We start from the raw sequence: 15,389 nt of genomic DNA, 5'->3' as shown, positions 1-15,389 counted from the left end.
TTGGTCAGGCCGTGGGAATGCACGCTTTTGCAAGAACGGTTCTAAATCGCGCCAGCCGCGTTTCGGTTGTCAGGAAAATCCGTATCGTCCATATCGGCGCCGCCACACGGGGAGCGCAGGATGGACGAATTGAACGGCAAGCTGATCGCGTGCCAGATTCTGATCACGGGATTGATCGCGCGCGTCGCGAACGAGCAGCGCGATCCCTTGCGCTTCCTCACGGACTTCCGCGACGAGATCAAGGCCGTGGTCAATGGCGTCAACATTGCCGGCATGGACAGCACCGATCGCGTGCGCGCCATCGCGCAGAAGACGGTCGACGAATTGTTCTCGCTGATGAAGCCGCCGAGCAGCGATTGACGCCGTGAGCATCAGCGCTGATTTCGCGGTGTTTTTCGCGCGCGTTTTAGAACAAGTCCAAGCTATCTTTAAAGCCGTTTCAAACTTCAGATTAGAATCGTTTTGATCTGGACTTATTCAAGGGTTCTCGCGGCTTGCGCGCATTGACCCACTATTTTGCCGCCGATACCAACAGCCCCATCGCTCGTCGAAGTGAATGAGCGAACATGAAGATGGGGCGTGTTGAGATGGGGCAGGTGGTCGCACTGAAATCGTTGCGTTCGGTGTCAGCATTCGATCCGGTGGATGAAAAGTCTTCTGGTATTTCCGGCAAGAAAGTCTCGGCGGTTGCAAGCTTGATCGCGGTGGCGTCGGTCTCGAGCGGCGCAGAGGCGCAGCAGTCGAACCTGCCGCCGGTGACGGTCGATGCTCCGGTGCAGCGGCCGCGTCCGACGGCGTCGAAGCCGACACCTGACCAGGTCCGCGCCCGCAACGCGCTTCGCCGCGCCGCGCAGCGGCAGCAGGCGTCCCAGCAGGCTGCTCCGGCGACGCCGGCCGGCCCGGCCGATGCGGATCCTTATGCGGACCCGGCCGCGCCCTACAAGGTCGACCACGTTCAGGCCGGCGGCAAGTTTCCGGAGAAGCTGGTCGACACGCCGAAGTCGATCACGGTGCTCAGCAAGGAAGTGCTCGAGGACAAGAACGCCACGACGCTGAAGCAGGCGATCCTGAGCACGGCCGGCGTGACGCTCGGAACGGGCGAGGGCGGCAACGCGTTCGGTGACCGCTTCTTCATCCGCGGCTTCGACGCGCGCAACGACATCTTCATCGATGGTGTGCGCGACGCCGGCGTCAGCGTGCGCGAGAACTTCTTCACCGAGCAGGTCGAGATCCTGCGCGGACCGGCGTCGTCCTTTGCGGGCCGCGGCACGGCTGGCGGCGCGATCAACATCGTCACCAAGCAGGCGACGACCGCCGGCAGCTTTTACAACATGGACACCACGTTAGGCACCGACCAGACCAAGCGGGTCACGCTCGACGTCAACCAGGTGATCGATCCGACGCTCGCCGTGCGCGTGGGCGGTTTGTTTCAGGACGCAAATGTCGCTGGCCGAGACTATGTCAGCGATAATCGAAACGGCGCCTTCGTCGCCACGACCTGGAAGCCAACCGATGCTGTCAAGGTCACCGGCAACTACATCCATACCGAGTTGACCGGCCGCCCGGACTTTGGGGTGCCGTACTATCGGCCGAGCACGGCGTCGACGGCCGGCGGTCCGTTCCCGGACTTCGGCGTCAACCGCAACAATTGGTATGGCTTCGTCAACCGGGACTTCTTCCGCACCGGCCAGGACCTCGGTACCATCAATGCGGAAGTGCAGATCACGCCCGACCTGATGGTCAGCAACAAGATCCGCGCGTCCCGCTCGACGCAGAATTACATTGGTACGCTTCCTGAAGCGCCGAAGCTTGCCGATCCGCTCTCGGCGTCGACGCTGAGTGCAAATCCTCAGAGCCGATTCCAGATCACGGACGTGTTCGCCAACCAGACCGAGGCAACTTACAAGTTCAATGACGATGTAGGCTTCAGACACACCTTGCTCGGCGGCGTCGAGTACGACCGCGAGAGGTCGTCGATCGACAATTATATCGGGCTCAGCTCGGAGCTGACGACCGGTACGCCGTTTACCGGTAGCGGATCGAAAACCGACGTCAGCGTGTTCGCTCCGCAATACACCAATCTTCCCTTCGGGATTCCGAGCCTCACCGGAAGCCCCACCAAGATCGGCATCGATACTGTCAGCGGCTACGTCATGGATAGCGCAAACTATCGTGACTTGGTGATCCTGAACGGCGGTTTCCGCTATGACGATTACAGCATCAACACGCGGAAGGTCGGCAGTCCTGGCCAGCAGTCGGCGGAGTTTCTCATTCCGAACTTCAACCTCGGCCTGACGTTGAAGCCGGCGCCGAACGGTAGTGTCTATGTGGCGTATGCGACCTCGGCGAACCCGGTTGGCGCCGAATTCGACGGCACCAGCACGGCCTATGGCGGCCTCAACCCGAACCTGCCGGGCGGCAATACGCAGATATTCGGCCCCGAGAAGAACAAAGCCATCGAAATCGGCACCAAATGGGAGCTGTTCGATCGCCATCTGCTTCTGACCGCAGCGTTGTTCCAGACGACGAAAGAGAACGCACGCGAGTCGCAGAACGTCGGCAGTGCCGCCGCTGCAGCTCCCCTGGGATGCGTCTATCCGACCGGAACGACCGGCAACATATCGTGTATCACGGCCGGGGCGGCTTACCGCATTCGCGGTATCGATCTCGGTGTGGGCGGTAAGATCACGGACAGGTGGAGCGTCTTTGGCGGGCTCGTGCTCATGGAGTCGGAGGTTACGCAGTCGCTCGCCCCGTCGGCCAACAAGGCACTGTATCCGACCAATGTCGGTCGTCCGCTCGCCAACATTGCGCATCAGTCCTTCAGCCTGCTGTCGAAATATCAGCTCAACGACACCTGGGAGCTGGGCGGGCAGGCGGTGTATCGCTCGAAAATTTACGGCGGCACTTTGCTCGCGGCCAACCAGGGCACGTCGATTCCGAGCTATTGGCGCTTCGACATGTTCGCGGAAGCCAAGATCAACAAGAACTGGCAGCTGAAGCTGTTCGTAAACAACATCTTCGACAAGCGCTACTACGACGCGTTGTACCAGAGCGTGGCACCGTTCGTGCTGGAAGCACCGGGCCGCGCCGCCTATGTGGTGCTCTCGGCGCGTTACTGACGGAGCGAGAACCAGTTTCATGCTGACATGCATCGAAAACGTTCTCAGCAAAGATGATGTGGCGGATTTCCGCCGCATCATGGATGCCAGCGAATGGGAGGACGGCCGCTCCACGGCGGGCTCGCAGTCGGCCATGGTCAAGCGCAACGAGCAATTGCGACCGGACAGCGAGGTCGCGCGCAAGCTCGGCAACCGCATCATCTCGGCGCTGACGTCCACCCCGCGCTTCATCGCAGCGGCGATCCCGCTCCGGATCTTCCCGCCGCTGTTCAACCGTTATGCGGCCGACAGCGGCCACCATTTCGGTCTGCACGTCGACAACGCGATCCGCGGCGACCCTCTGACCGGCCTTCGCATCCGCACAGACCTGTCGGTCACCCTGTTCCTCGCCGAGCCGGAGGAATACGACGGTGGCGAACTTGTGATCGAGGACACCTACGGTTCGCACGAAGTCAAGTTGCCAGCCGGCGACTGCGTGCTCTATCCCTCGACCAGCCTGCACCTCGTCACGCCGGTGAGGAGGGGAACGCGGGTTGCGTCTTTCTTCTGGCTTCAGAGCATGATACGGGACGATCAAGCCCGGAGCATGATCTTTGACCTCGACACCGCGATACAGGCGCTGGTGGAACGGCTCGGGCGCGACGATCCCGAAACGGTCAAATTGACGGGTATCTATCACAATCTCATTCGCTACTGGGCCGAAGTATGAAGTGCACCACCTTCCAAGCCAGCCTTGCCGCAGCCGTCCTTCTGGCCGGCGCCTGGCTCGCATCGCCTGTTTCTGCCCAGACACAAACCCAGCCGGCGGCGCCCGCACCGGCCCAGAAGGCTCTGCCTGCTGCGCCCGGTCCGGCGGCAGCGCCATCGGCGCCTGCGGCTGCGCCCGTGACCGCCCCGGTCGCGGCTGCGCCAGCGACGGCGGCGCCAGCAGCTCCCTCGGTCGCGGCGGCTCCCACGGCCGCCGCACCGGCGGCTGCGAAATCCGAGGCCGTATCCACGGCCCCGGCCATGAAGGAATTGTCGCCCTGGGTGATGTTCATGTCGGCGGACGTCATCGTGAAGGCGGTGATGATCGGCCTCGCTTTTGCCTCGCTCATGACCTGGACCGTCCTGATCGCGAAGTCGATCGAGCTGTCGGTCGCCTCGGCCAGGCTTCGTTCGGCGCTGAAGAAGATCGCGGAGGCGCGCTCGCTCGCCGAAGCCCAGATGGCGCTCGGCGCCAAGGAGGGCATCCTGCCAGCGTTCCTGGCGGCGGCGCTGCGCGAGGCGCGGATGTCGGCCGGCCTGTCCAGCGATGCCGGCATCAAGGAGCGCGCAGCCTCGAGCTTCCAGGAGATCGTGCGCGCGGAGGCGCGACGCATCCGCATCGGCATGGGCGTGCTTGCGACGATCGGCTCCACGTCCCCCTTCGTCGGCCTGTTCGGCACGGTCTGGGGCATCATGAACAGCTTCATCGGCATCTCGAAGTCCCAGACCACGAACCTCGCCGTGGTCGCGCCCGGTATCGCCGAAGCGCTGCTCGCCACCGCGATCGGCCTCGTCGCCGCCATTCCCGCGGTCATCATCTACAACCACTTCTCGCGCGTGACGAAGGGCTATCTCGAGCTGGTCAGCCGTGCCTCGGGCGCGGCGGCTCGGCTACTCTCGCGCGATCTCGACCGCAGCCACGGCAGCGTGCATTCGCGCGCAGCGGAGTGAACCATGGCAGTCTCGCTCGCAGACAATGATGACGACGACGATTTCTCGGAAACGCATGACATCAACGTCACGCCGTTCATCGACGTCATCCTGGTGCTGCTGATCATCTTCATGGTCGCAGCGCCGCTCTCAACGGTCGATCTGCCGATCGACCTGCCGACCTCGAGCGCGACGCCGCAGAAGAAGCCGGACAAGCCCACCTATCTCAGCATCAAGCGGGATCTGACGCTGGCCATCGGAGAGGACTCCGTGCACCGGGCCGAGCTGATCATGACGCTGGACTCCATGTCCGACATGAGCAAGGACAAGTACCTCTTCCTGCGCGCCGATCGCTCCGTGCCTTATGGCGAGTTGATGGGCGTCATGGAGCTGTTGCGCTCCGGCGGCTACACACGGGTGAAGCTGGTTGCGCTGGAAGGTCCGGCCGGGCAGGCGGGACCGGCCGCCGCGGGCACAGTGCAGCCATAGGGATTGCCATGTCCGACCCCGAGCACGAACCCAGACCATCCCGGAGGCTGTGGATCCTGGCCGCGATCGCGGCGGTCGCTCTCCATGTGGGCGGGGCCGCACTCGCGCTCGCAAACCTGCAGGCCAACGACGGTGACGAAGGGCTGGGCGCTGCGGGAGCTGAGTTCGCGGTCGAGATGGCGTCGCCGCCGGTTCAGGAGTCCGACAGGCCAACCGGGCCTAACGACAGCGAAGCGCAAGAGGAGCGTCCCGAGCTTCCTGAGCAAAAGGCCGAGGTCAAGGAAACGGATCTTCCTCAGGATCGGCCGCAACAGGTCGAGGATGCCGACCAGATCGTCACAGAGAACAAGCCGAAGAAGGAACAGGACGACGATCCGAAGATCGCTGCCGTCGAAACGCCGGCCATGGAGGCAGCCCCGAAACAGATCGACCAGGAGCGCCAAACCTTCGAGGACGCCACGCGCGAGGCCGAGAAGGCCATGGCCCCTGTGCTCGGCATCGGCAAGGACCTCCTGAAGCTGACGGCCGACTGGAACCGGAAGGTCAGCGCGCATCTTTCGGCGCACAAGGTCAATCCGGAGGGCAAGGCGCCCAATAACCAGACGGCAAAGGTGAGTTTCGCGCTAAACCGACGCGGCAACGTGCTGTCGGTCGACGTGGTGCAGTCGTCGGGGGACGCAGCCTACGATGCGGCAGCGATCTCCATGGTCCACAAGTCCGACCCGTTCCCGCAGCCGCCGGCCGCGCTGACCGAGGATCGGATCGAGCGCACCGTAGACATCGTGTTCAAGCCGGCTGACGAGAAGAAAAAGAAAAAGTCGGCTCAGCGCCAGTAAAACCTGATCCCGACATAGACCACCACCAGGCAGGCGAAGATCAGCGCCACCGGCAACGGTCGTTTCTGGCTTCCAGCGGCTGTGCCGGCCCCGAAAAAGCCCGTCGTCCTCGGTTTCGGTGCGGGGCGCCGGAAGGCGGTAACATTGTCCGCTGCCGGCTCGGCCTGGCGGGGGCGGACGTCGGGCGGAGTTCCCCCGCCGCCCATTTCGGCGTAATAGGCCTTGTAGATCGCAACGATGGTGGCCTCGGTGGCCTTGCTCTCGCTCATCCGGGTCAGCAGGTTCTGGTAGCTGCTCAGGAACTCCTGGGCCTCCGGAGGCAGCGCGGACGCCCCGTTGAGCTTGGCCATCATCTTCCAGGTCGCAAAATCGGCGCGGGCACGGGTGTCCGCGCGTCGCGCGATCAGCATATCGGCAGCTTTGACCAAGTTGGCCTCTGGCCCTTCGGCGTGTGTTCGGAGTCGTCTGTTCAACTACGCATTGCCGGTCAGGAAGAGAACAGCCTGAATCACATAACCGGTCAACGCTCGCAGTATTGCTGAAATAACATCAAGATTTAGACCGAACTGCGAGCCCGCCAGCGGCAGCAGGATCAACAAGCCGATCAGGATCAGCATACCGAACGGCTCGAGCCGGGCGAGCGGCAGAGCGAGGGGGCGCGGCAGCAGCCCGACCGCGACGCGCCCGCCGTCGAGCGGCGGGATCGGCATCATGTTGAAGACGGCGAGGATCGCGTTGATGACCAGCGCATTCTTGAGATTGTCGAGGATCCACTGCGCCGACCCCGCCGGTGCCAAGGGCAGGGCGTGAAGGGCGAGGGCCGCCGCGAGCGCCAGCAGGATATTGGTCGCAGGCCCCGCCAGCGCCACCCAGACCATGTCGAGCCTGGGGTTGTTGAGCTTGCGGAAATTCACCGGCACCGGCTTGGCATAGCCGAACAGGAACGGCGAATGCGCGAACAGCAGCATCGCCGGCAGGATCAGGGTGCCGAAGGGATCGATGTGGCGCAACGGGTTGAAACTGACGCGGCCGAGCTGCCAGGCCGTGTTGTCGCCGAGCCGATGCGCGACGAAGGCGTGGGCGGCTTCGTGGAAGGTGATGGCCAGTACCAGCGGCAGGACCCACACCGACACGTCATAAAGCGAAATGTTCACGACTCGTCTATCCCGGTTTGCTCGCTGCCTTGCAGCGTCCAGCCAAACCGGCGGTGCAGCAACGCTTCGGCTCAACATAGGGTGGCCGGTTCCGGAATGCCACGCTGCAAGAGATCGGCGGGCCGACCCCGCCGTGCAGTCGTGCAAATCTATGTCGGGATCGTCCCCGGATATTGCACCAGGCCGTCATCGAGCTTCACCCAGGCGAGCTTCTCGCTGACCCAGATGTGCTCGGTCGGCACGAAGGCGTTGCGATCGTCGAACGTCGCCAGCGCTACGCCCGCCAGCGTACCGTTGCGGCGCCAGGCGAACAGCCGGGTGCCGCAGCGTGTGCAGAACACACGGTCGATGTTTTCGGACGAGGCGTAATGCCGGGTCTCGCCCTCGACGGTGAGCGCACGCTGGTCGAACTGCGCGCGGGCAAAATAGGGCGAGCCCATCGCCTTCTGGCAGATGCGGCAATGACAGATGCGGACGTTGAGCGGCTCGCCCTCCGCCTTGAACCGCACGGCGCCGCATAGGCATCCACCTTCCCGGATCATGGCTGCCTCAATAGGTTGCCCGTCCGCCGGAAATGTCGAACACGGCGCCGGTGGAGAAGCCGCAGTCTTCCGAGGCAAGCCACGCCACCATCGCGGCGAGCTCTTCCACCTGCACGAAGCGGCCCTTCGGGATCTTCGACAGCATGAAGTCGATATGCTGCTGCGTCATCTGGTCGAAGATCGCGGTTTTCGCCGCCGCGGGCGTCACCGCGTTCACGAGAATGTCGTGCGCCGCAAGCTCCTTGCCGAGCGACTTCGTCAGCGCGATCAGGCCGGCCTTGGATGCCGAATAATGCGATGCGTTGGGATTGCCTTCCTTGCCGGCGATCGAGGCGATGTTCACGATGCGCCCGTATTTCTGCTTGAGCATCTCGGGCACGATCGCCTTGCTGACGATGAAGGGGCCGTCGAGGTTGATGCGCAGCACCTTGCGCCATTCCTCGAGGTCGGTCTCCCAGACCGGCTTGTTGACCCCGGCGATGCCGGCATTGTTGACGAGGATGTCGATCTTGCCGAAGGCTTTGAGCGTTGCATCGCGCGCCTGCTCGACGGCCGCTGTATCGGTGACGTCGACCTTGGAGACTTTTGTATCGCCGCCAACTTCCTTGGCGGTCTTCTCGGCCAGCGCGGCGTCGAAATCCCAGATCGCGACCTTCGCGCCTGACGCGACGAAGCGCTCGGTGATGGCGCGGCCAAAACCCTGCGCGCCGCCGGTAACGACGGCCACGCGACCGTTGAGATCGATCTTGTTCATCGAGAAACCCTCCCTATCGCTCATGGTGAGGAGCGCGCACTTGGCGCGCGTCTCGAACCAGCGAGCCCGTGGCCCATCCCTCGAGACGGCGCTCGCGCGCCCTCCTCGGGATGAGGAGTGATCAGAGCATGTAGCCGCCGTCGACGACGAGGTCGACACCGGTGGTGAAGGCGCTCTCGTCGCTGCCGAGATAGACCGCCATGCTTGCGATCTCCTCGGCGGTGCCGAGCCGGCCCATCTTCTGGCGGGAGATGAACATCTCCTTGCCCTGCGGTCCTTGCGCCGCGGCGCGGTCGAGCATCGAGGGGGTCTCGACGGTGCCGGGGCAGATCGAGTTGCAGCGGATGCCCTTGGTGATGAAGTCGAGCGCGACTGCGCGCGACAGCAGCGACACCGCCGCCTTCGACGAGCTGTAGACGTAGCGGTTGGCCGGCGGCCTCAAGGCCGCGCAGGACGAGATGTTCACGATGCTGCCGCCGCCGCCCGCGATCATGTCGGGCAGGAAGGCCTTGATGGTCCGGTGCATCGACTTGACGTTGAGGTCGAACGAGAAGTCGAAATCCTCTTCCGAACACTCCAGGATGGTGCCGTGGTGCACGAAGCCGGCCGCATTGAGCAGGATGTCGATCTTGCCGATGCGCTTGGCAAAGGCGTTGACGTCGGCGGTGTTGCGGACGTCGAGTTTTGCCACTTCGGCGATGCCTTCCTTCGTCAGGCCCGCGATGCCAGCCTCGTTGATGTCGGTGGCGATGACGGTTGCGCCTTCATGCGCGAACGCGACGGCGCAGGCGCGCCCGATGCCTGCCGCCGCTGCCGTGACGACGGCGCGCTTTCCCTTGAGGCGGTCTGCCATTTTCTTCTCCCTCGTGTTGTCGAATGCCAACCCCACGTCATTGCGAGGAGCCGGTGACAAAATTGTGTAGCAATTTTGCACTGGTGCGACGAAGCAATCCAGACTGTCTCCGCGGAGATATTTCCGGATTGCTTCGCTTCGCTCGCAATGACGGTGTGGCTGTCAGTGATTATCCCGCGCCACACCAAAGGTGCCGGCGACGTTCTGGTAGCGCGTGGCGAGCTCCATGCAGGCGCCGGTCGATTGCTGGCCGACGGTGTTGCGGTAGATCTCCTGCCACGGCGTCTGGTTCGGCGGATGCTTGAAGCCGCCATTGGCCTTGAGCTCGGCGTGGCGCTTCTTCAGCTCCTCGTCCGAGATCAGGATATTGGCGCTGCCCTTGTTGAGGTCGATGCGCACCTTGTCGCCGGTCTTGAGGATCGCGAGCCCGCCATTGGCGGCGGCTTCCGGCGAGGCATTGAGGATCGACGGCGAGCCCGAGGTGCCGGACTGACGGCCGTCGCCGATGCAGGGCAGGGACAGGATGCCGCGTTTGATCAGCGCCGCCGGCGGCTGCATGTTGACGACCTCGGCCCCGCCGGGATAGCCGATCGGCCCGGTACCGCGGATGAACAGCACGCAGTGCTCGTCGATGTCGAGCGAGGGGTCGTCGATCCGCTCGTGATAGTCCTCCGGACCTTCGAACACGATGGCGCGGCCCTCGAAGGCGTTCGGATCCTTGGGGTTGCTGAGATAGCGATCGCGAAACTCCCTGGAGATCACGCTGGTCTTCATGATCGCGGAGTCGAACAGGTTGCCCTTCAGCACCAGGAAGCCGGCATCCTTCACCAGCGGCTTGTCGTAGGCCCAGATCACGTCGTTGTCGGGCTTGGGCGCATCCTTGCAGTTCTCGCCGATCCCGCGGCCGTTGACGGTGAGGGCGTCCTCATGGATGCGCTTGTGCTTCATCAATTCGCGCACCACGGCCGGCACGCCGCCGGCGCGGTGGAATTCCTCGCCGAGATAGAAGCCGGCCGGCTGCATGTTGACCAGCAGCGGCACGTCGTGACCGACCTTCTGCCAGTCGTCGATCGACAGCTCGACGCCGATGTGGCGGGCCAGCGCGTTGATGTGGATCGGCGCGTTGGTCGAGCCGCCGATCGCCGAATTGATCACGATGCAGTTCTCGAACGCCTTGCGGGTCAGGATGTCCGAGGGCTTGAGATCTTCCCAGACCATCTCGACGATGCGCTTGCCCGTCTCATAGGCGATCTGGCCGCGCTCGCGATAGGGGGCGGGGATCGCCGCGCAGCCCGGCAGCGAGAAGCCGAGCGCTTCGGCAAGCCCGTTCATGGTCGAGGCCGTGCCCATGGTGTTGCAATGGCCGACCGAGGGCGCCGAGGAGGCCACGATCTCCATGAACTCCTCATAGTCGATCTCGCCGGCGGCGAGCCGTTCGCGCGACTTCCAGACGATGGTGCCGGAGCCGGTACGCTCGCCGTCGTGCCAGCCGTTCAGCATCGGGCCGCCGGACAGCACGATCGCGGGCAGGTTGACGGTCGCGGCCGCCATCATGCAGGCCGGCGTCGTCTTGTCGCAGCCGGTGGTCAGCACCACGCCGTCGAGCGGATAGCCGTAGAGGATCTCGACCAGGCCGAGATAAGCGAGGTTGCGGTCGAGCGCCGCGGTCGGGCGCTTGCCGGTCTCCTGGATAGGGTGGGTCGGGAATTCCATGGCAATGCCGCCGGCCTCGCGGATGCCTTCGCGGACGCGGTGGGCGAGCTCGATATGGTGGCGGTTGCAGGGGGAGAGGTCGTTGCCCGTCTGGGCGATGCCGATGATCGGCTTGCCGGACTGCAGTTCGGCGCGGGTGAGGCCGTAGTTCAGGTAGCGCTCCATGTAGAGCGCGGTCATGCCCGGATTATGCGGATTGTTGAACCAGTCCTGCGAGCGAAGGTGGCGGCGGGTGCCGTTGCCGGGCGCGTGCCCATTGGTTGGCTTTTTTGTCATTGTTGTTTTCTCCTGCAATGCAAACGCACTGGCGTCAGTCACCGGCGTGAATCCTGGGCTGTCGGCTTGTGCGATGCCCAACGGCGTGAGCAATGGTCTGCCTGCCCGTTGGCGGGTCGTTTCCTCACAAGTTCGATATTAGTCATGGCTGCTTGGTAACGCTACCATTTTGTTCGGTGCGGCGCCGCCCGATAGGGCGGGCCTATTGTCCGGCTGCCGCGACGACGAGCTTTGCCGCTCGATCACCTTGAAGCCGAGGTCGAGCACCGGCTGCTCCGGTCGCCGTCCCTCGATCGCCTCGATCAGCATGGCGGCGGCCGTCTTGCCCATCTCGTAGCGGTTGGTGCGCACGCTGGTGAGGGTGGGGACGGCGGAGGCCATGAATTCGAGGTCATTGAAGCCGACGATCGCGATCTGCTCGGGGACGCCGATCTCGCGGCGGCGGCATTCGAACAGCACGCCGAGCGCAAGGTCGTCATTGGCGCAGAACACCGCGTCGAGGTCGGGCTCGCGCGCCAGCAGATCGGCGAACAGGGCGCCGCCGAGCGTCACCGAGGTCGGCGTCGCTGTCGTCACGACGAGGCGCTGCTCGAACAGGCCGGCGTCCTTCATGGCGGAGACATATCCGTCCAGCCGCCGCTGCACCCTGGGATCCATCCGCGCGCCAACGAAACCGATCTTGCGGTGACCTTGCGCAAACAGGTGCGCAATCGCCGCGCGTGCTGCATCATAGTGGGAAAAGCCGATCATCATGTCGACCGGATGGGGCCCGATCTCCATGATTTGCACGATCGGGCAGTCGGCCGCCTCCAGCATCGCGCGCGATTCCGCGGTCTGGTCGATGCCGGTGACGATCAGCCCGGCCGGCTTCTGCGCCAGAAACAGGCGCAGCAGCTTCTCCTCCTGGAGAATACTGTAGCGGGTGTTGGACAGCTGGATCGAGTAACGACTGCCTTCGGAGGCGTCGTAGATGCCGCGCAGCACGTCGGAAAACACGTTGTTGGTGAGTGACGGAATCAAGACACCGATCACCTCGGTGCGCTGCGAGGCGAGGGCGCGTGCCGCAAGATTGGGCACGTAGCCGAGCTCCTTGGCCGCGCTTTCGACCCGCGTCCGCTTGGCAACCGACAGTGCTTCGGGATTGCGGAAGAAACGGGACGCTGTAATGGGGCTCACACCGGCAAGCTCGGCGACTTCCGCCAGCCGGATTTTGCCTGACTTGGTGCGTTTTCGACCCATTTGCTGCTCTTAGCATAGCCACTGTCGCAAACAAAGGATCGTTGACAGCGCTACCAGCAACGACTAACCAAAGACAAATTGCCAAAGCCGCGCAAACTGCCGACAATGTCGCCTGCCATAGCGTGGGCTTCAGTTCGGCGAAGTTCGGAAAAAAGACGGTGGCGGCGCGAGGGTTGCGTCGCCTGGGTCGGAGGAGGGAGCGAGATGTCGTCTGTGCAAATCCGCGACGTGCGGAAATCGTTCGGCAATTTTGAAGTCCTGCACGGCGTCACGATTCCGATCGAGGACGGCCAGTTCGTCGTCCTGGTTGGCCCCTCCGGCTGCGGCAAGTCGACGCTTCTGCGCATGCTCGCCGGCCTCGAGAACATCACCTCCGGCACGATCTCCATCGGCGACCGTGTCGTCAACAATGTCCAGCCCAAGGAGCGGGACATTGCGATGGTGTTCCAGAACTATGCGCTCTATCCGCACATGACGGTCGCGGACAACATGGGCTTCTCGCTGAAGCTGCGGAATGCCGGCTCCGACGAGATCAACAAGCGCGTCAAGCGCGCCGCCGAGATCCTCGCGCTGTCGCCGCTGCTCGATCGCTATCCGCGCCAGCTCTCCGGCGGCCAGCGCCAGCGCGTCGCGATGGGCCGCGCCATCGTGCGCGATCCCCAGGTCTTCCTGTTCGACGAGCCTCTGTCGAACCTCGACGCCAAGCTGCGCGTCGCCATGCGCACCGAGATCAAGGAGCTGCACCAGCGGCTGAAGACGACCACCGTCTACGTCACTCACGACCAGATCGAGGCCATGACCATGGCCGACAAGATCGTCGTCATGCATGACGGCATCGTCGAGCAGATGGGCACGCCGCTCGAACTCTACGACAAGCCGGAGAACCAGTTCGTGGCCGGCTTCATCGGCTCACCCGCAATGAACTTCCTGAAGGGGCATGTGCGCGTCAACGGCGTTGCGACCTTCGAGGGGCCGAACGGCGTCAAGCTCCCGCTCAAGACTGCGCCGGCGGCCTCCGACGGCCGTCCCGCCGTCTACGGCGTGCGGCCCGAGCATTTCACCATCGCCGATGACGGTGCCGAGGCCGAGATCATCGTGGTCGAGCCGACCGGCTCGGAGACGCAGGTGTTCGCCAAGCTCGGCGGCGAGCAGGTCGTCGCCGTCTTCCGCGAGCGTCATCAGTTCAATCCGGGCGACAAGGTGCGGCTGAAGCCCGATCCGTCGCTGGTCCATCTGTTCGACGATGCGACGGGCAAGCGCATGAACGCCTAGCGCACAAGACGACAACTAATAAGACAACAAGAAGCATTACAGGGAGGACGACATGCAAGACTTCACCCGCCGGGCTCTGCTTCAAGGCGGAACGGCTCTGGCTGCCACCGGCATGCTGACCGGGCCGGCGCTGTTCGACTTCGCCAGGGCCTGGGCACAGAGCGCGCCCTGGAAGGCCGAGCCGAGCGCCAAGCTGACCGTGATGCGGTGGAAGCGCTTCGTGCCGGCGGAAGACGATGCGTTCAACGCGATGGTGGCGGCGTTCAAGGCCGCGACCGGCACCGAGATGAACGTGTTCAGCGAGTCCTTCGAGGACGTGCAGCCGAAGGCCTCGGTCGCGGCCAACACCGGTTCCGGTCTCGATCTCGCCTGGGGTCTGCACACGCTGCCGCAGCTGTTCCCCACCAAAGTCCTGAAGATGAACGACGTCGCCGATTATCTCGGCAAGAAATACGGCGGCTGGACCGATGCGGCCGCCAAGACCTGCAAGCTCGGCGACGACTGGCTCGGCATTCCCGTTGCGACCAACGGCGGCTACATGACCTACCGCAAGTCGGCGCTCGACAAGGCCGGGTTTAAGGAATTCCCGAAGGACTTCCCCGGCTTCCTCGAGATGTGCAAGGCCCTGAAGGCGAACAATACGCCTGCCGGCTTTGCGCTCGGGCACGCCTCGGGCGACGGCAATTCGTGGCTGCACTGGGTGCTGTGGGGCCACGGCGCCTACACGGTCGACCAGAACGACAAGATCATCATCAATTCGCCGGAGACGGCGAAGGCGCTGGAATATTGCAAGTCGCTGTATGAGAGCTTCATCCCGGGCACCCCGTCCTGGAACGACTCGTCCAACAACAAGGCGTACCTTGCCGGCGAGCTCTATTGCACGGCGAACGGCATCTCGATCTACGTGGCCGCCAAGACCGATCCGACCAAGAAGGAGCTTGCCGAGGACACCTATCACGCGCTCTGGCCGGTCGGCCCGGTCGGCAAGCCGACCGAGCTGCAGCTCGCGCTGCCTATCCTCGCCTTCAACTTCACCAAATATCCGAACGCGGCAAAGGCCTTCGTCGCCTTCATGCTGGAGAAGGAGAACTACGAGAAGTGGCTTGACGGCGCGCAAGGCTATCTCACGCAGACCTTGAACGCCTACGAGTCGGCGCCGATCTGGACCGCCGATCCCAAGAACTACGTGTTCTCGCAGGCCTCGAAGCGCACGCTGCCGGCGTCCGGCATCGGCACGGTCGGTGAGAAGGCGGCGACCGCGATCGCCGATTTCATCGTGGTCGACATGTTCGCCAACTACTGCACCGGCGCCAAGGATGCGAAGGGCGCGATGACGGAAGCCGAGCGCCAGCTGAAGCGAATCTATCGCTGACGGTCACGGGGCGGGCGGCCATCCCGGCCGCCCGCTCATCAACATTTCGATCAGGGATATAGGGCATGGCTGATGTCGCAATTCCCCGGG

Annotated in this window: 15 protein-coding genes; 8 read left to right on the top strand and 7 right to left on the bottom strand. The window is 63.8% G+C overall.

The window, feature by feature from the left end; genetic code table 11:
- The first annotated feature begins 120 nt into the window (after positions 1-120).
- From ACRQ5Q_RS25565 to ACRQ5Q_RS25540, 6 genes are all read left to right on the top strand, one after another.
- On the top strand, positions 121-360 hold the full coding sequence (locus ACRQ5Q_RS25565) for a hypothetical protein (RefSeq protein WP_097661111.1): 240 nt from the start codon (positions 121-123) through the stop codon (positions 358-360).
- A 227-nt stretch (positions 361-587) separates the two neighbouring features.
- The gene (locus tag ACRQ5Q_RS25560; protein ID WP_439399867.1) at positions 588-3,122 is read left to right on the top strand and encodes a TonB-dependent receptor; all 2,535 of its coding nucleotides are present in this window, start codon (positions 588-590) and stop codon (positions 3,120-3,122) included.
- A gap of 19 nt (positions 3,123-3,141) precedes the next feature.
- The gene (locus ACRQ5Q_RS25555) at positions 3,142-3,831 is read left to right on the top strand and encodes a Fe2+-dependent dioxygenase (RefSeq protein WP_439374961.1); all 690 of its coding nucleotides are present in this window, start codon (positions 3,142-3,144) and stop codon (positions 3,829-3,831) included.
- Positions 3,828-4,820, top strand: a complete 993-nt coding sequence (gene exbB, locus ACRQ5Q_RS25550; RefSeq protein ID WP_439392677.1) for a tonB-system energizer ExbB — start codon at positions 3,828-3,830, stop codon at positions 4,818-4,820. The genes ACRQ5Q_RS25555 and exbB overlap by 4 nt, the downstream gene beginning before the upstream one ends.
- Positions 4,821-4,823: 3 nt before the next feature.
- Entirely contained in the window at positions 4,824-5,288 is a 465-nt protein-coding gene (gene exbD, locus ACRQ5Q_RS25545) for a TonB system transport protein ExbD (RefSeq protein WP_439374963.1), read from the top strand.
- Between the two features lie 8 nt (positions 5,289-5,296).
- The gene (locus tag ACRQ5Q_RS25540) at positions 5,297-6,124 is read left to right on the top strand and encodes a TonB family protein (protein ID WP_439374964.1); all 828 of its coding nucleotides are present in this window, start codon (positions 5,297-5,299) and stop codon (positions 6,122-6,124) included.
- Here ACRQ5Q_RS25540 and ACRQ5Q_RS25535 read toward each other — a convergent pair.
- The 7 genes from ACRQ5Q_RS25535 to ACRQ5Q_RS25505 form a co-directional block, all read right to left on the bottom strand.
- Complete coding sequence (locus tag ACRQ5Q_RS25535) at positions 6,112-6,534, bottom strand: hypothetical protein (protein WP_439375578.1); 423 nt, start codon at positions 6,532-6,534, stop codon at positions 6,112-6,114. The genes ACRQ5Q_RS25540 and ACRQ5Q_RS25535 overlap by 13 nt on opposite strands.
- Positions 6,535-6,597: 63 nt before the next feature.
- Positions 6,598-7,278, bottom strand: coding sequence for a site-2 protease family protein (locus ACRQ5Q_RS25530; protein WP_439374965.1), 681 nt, complete (start codon positions 7,276-7,278; stop codon positions 6,598-6,600).
- Positions 7,279-7,427: 149 nt separating this feature from the next.
- Positions 7,428-7,820 carry a GFA family protein gene (locus ACRQ5Q_RS25525; protein WP_439374966.1) on the bottom strand — a complete coding sequence of 131 codons (393 nt, stop codon included), beginning with the start codon at positions 7,818-7,820 and terminating at the stop codon, positions 7,428-7,430.
- 7 nt (positions 7,821-7,827) lie between these two features.
- Positions 7,828-8,574 carry an SDR family NAD(P)-dependent oxidoreductase gene (locus tag ACRQ5Q_RS25520; protein ID WP_439374967.1) on the bottom strand — a complete coding sequence of 249 codons (747 nt, stop codon included), beginning with the start codon at positions 8,572-8,574 and terminating at the stop codon, positions 7,828-7,830.
- A gap of 121 nt (positions 8,575-8,695) precedes the next feature.
- Positions 8,696-9,427, bottom strand: coding sequence for an SDR family oxidoreductase (locus ACRQ5Q_RS25515; protein ID WP_439374968.1), 732 nt, complete (start codon positions 9,425-9,427; stop codon positions 8,696-8,698).
- Positions 9,428-9,589: 162 nt separating this feature from the next.
- Complete coding sequence (locus tag ACRQ5Q_RS25510; RefSeq protein WP_439374969.1) at positions 9,590-11,416, bottom strand: IlvD/Edd family dehydratase; 1,827 nt, start codon at positions 11,414-11,416, stop codon at positions 9,590-9,592.
- Between the two features lie 138 nt (positions 11,417-11,554).
- The gene (locus ACRQ5Q_RS25505) at positions 11,555-12,655 is read right to left on the bottom strand and encodes a LacI family DNA-binding transcriptional regulator (RefSeq protein ID WP_439392676.1); all 1,101 of its coding nucleotides are present in this window, start codon (positions 12,653-12,655) and stop codon (positions 11,555-11,557) included.
- Between the two features lie 204 nt (positions 12,656-12,859).
- On the opposite strand from ACRQ5Q_RS25505, the gene ACRQ5Q_RS25500 reads away from it, so the two are divergent.
- Both ACRQ5Q_RS25500 and ACRQ5Q_RS25495 read left to right on the top strand, forming a co-directional pair.
- Positions 12,860-13,927 (top strand): ABC transporter ATP-binding protein, encoded by a 1,068-nt coding sequence (locus ACRQ5Q_RS25500; RefSeq protein ID WP_018645714.1) that lies wholly within the window; start codon positions 12,860-12,862, stop codon positions 13,925-13,927.
- A gap of 52 nt (positions 13,928-13,979) precedes the next feature.
- Positions 13,980-15,299: an ABC transporter substrate-binding protein gene (locus tag ACRQ5Q_RS25495; protein WP_439374971.1), complete on the top strand. Its 1,320-nt coding sequence runs from the start codon at positions 13,980-13,982 to the stop codon at positions 15,297-15,299.
- Positions 15,300-15,389 lie beyond the last annotated feature (90 nt).

Source organism: Bradyrhizobium sp. PMVTL-01 (assembly GCF_051861855.1).
In the GTDB taxonomy this organism is placed as follows: Bacteria; Pseudomonadota; Alphaproteobacteria; order Rhizobiales; family Xanthobacteraceae; genus Bradyrhizobium.
The sequence above is the reverse complement of the archived record's forward strand: the minus strand, read 5'-3'. Positions and strand labels throughout refer to the sequence as shown.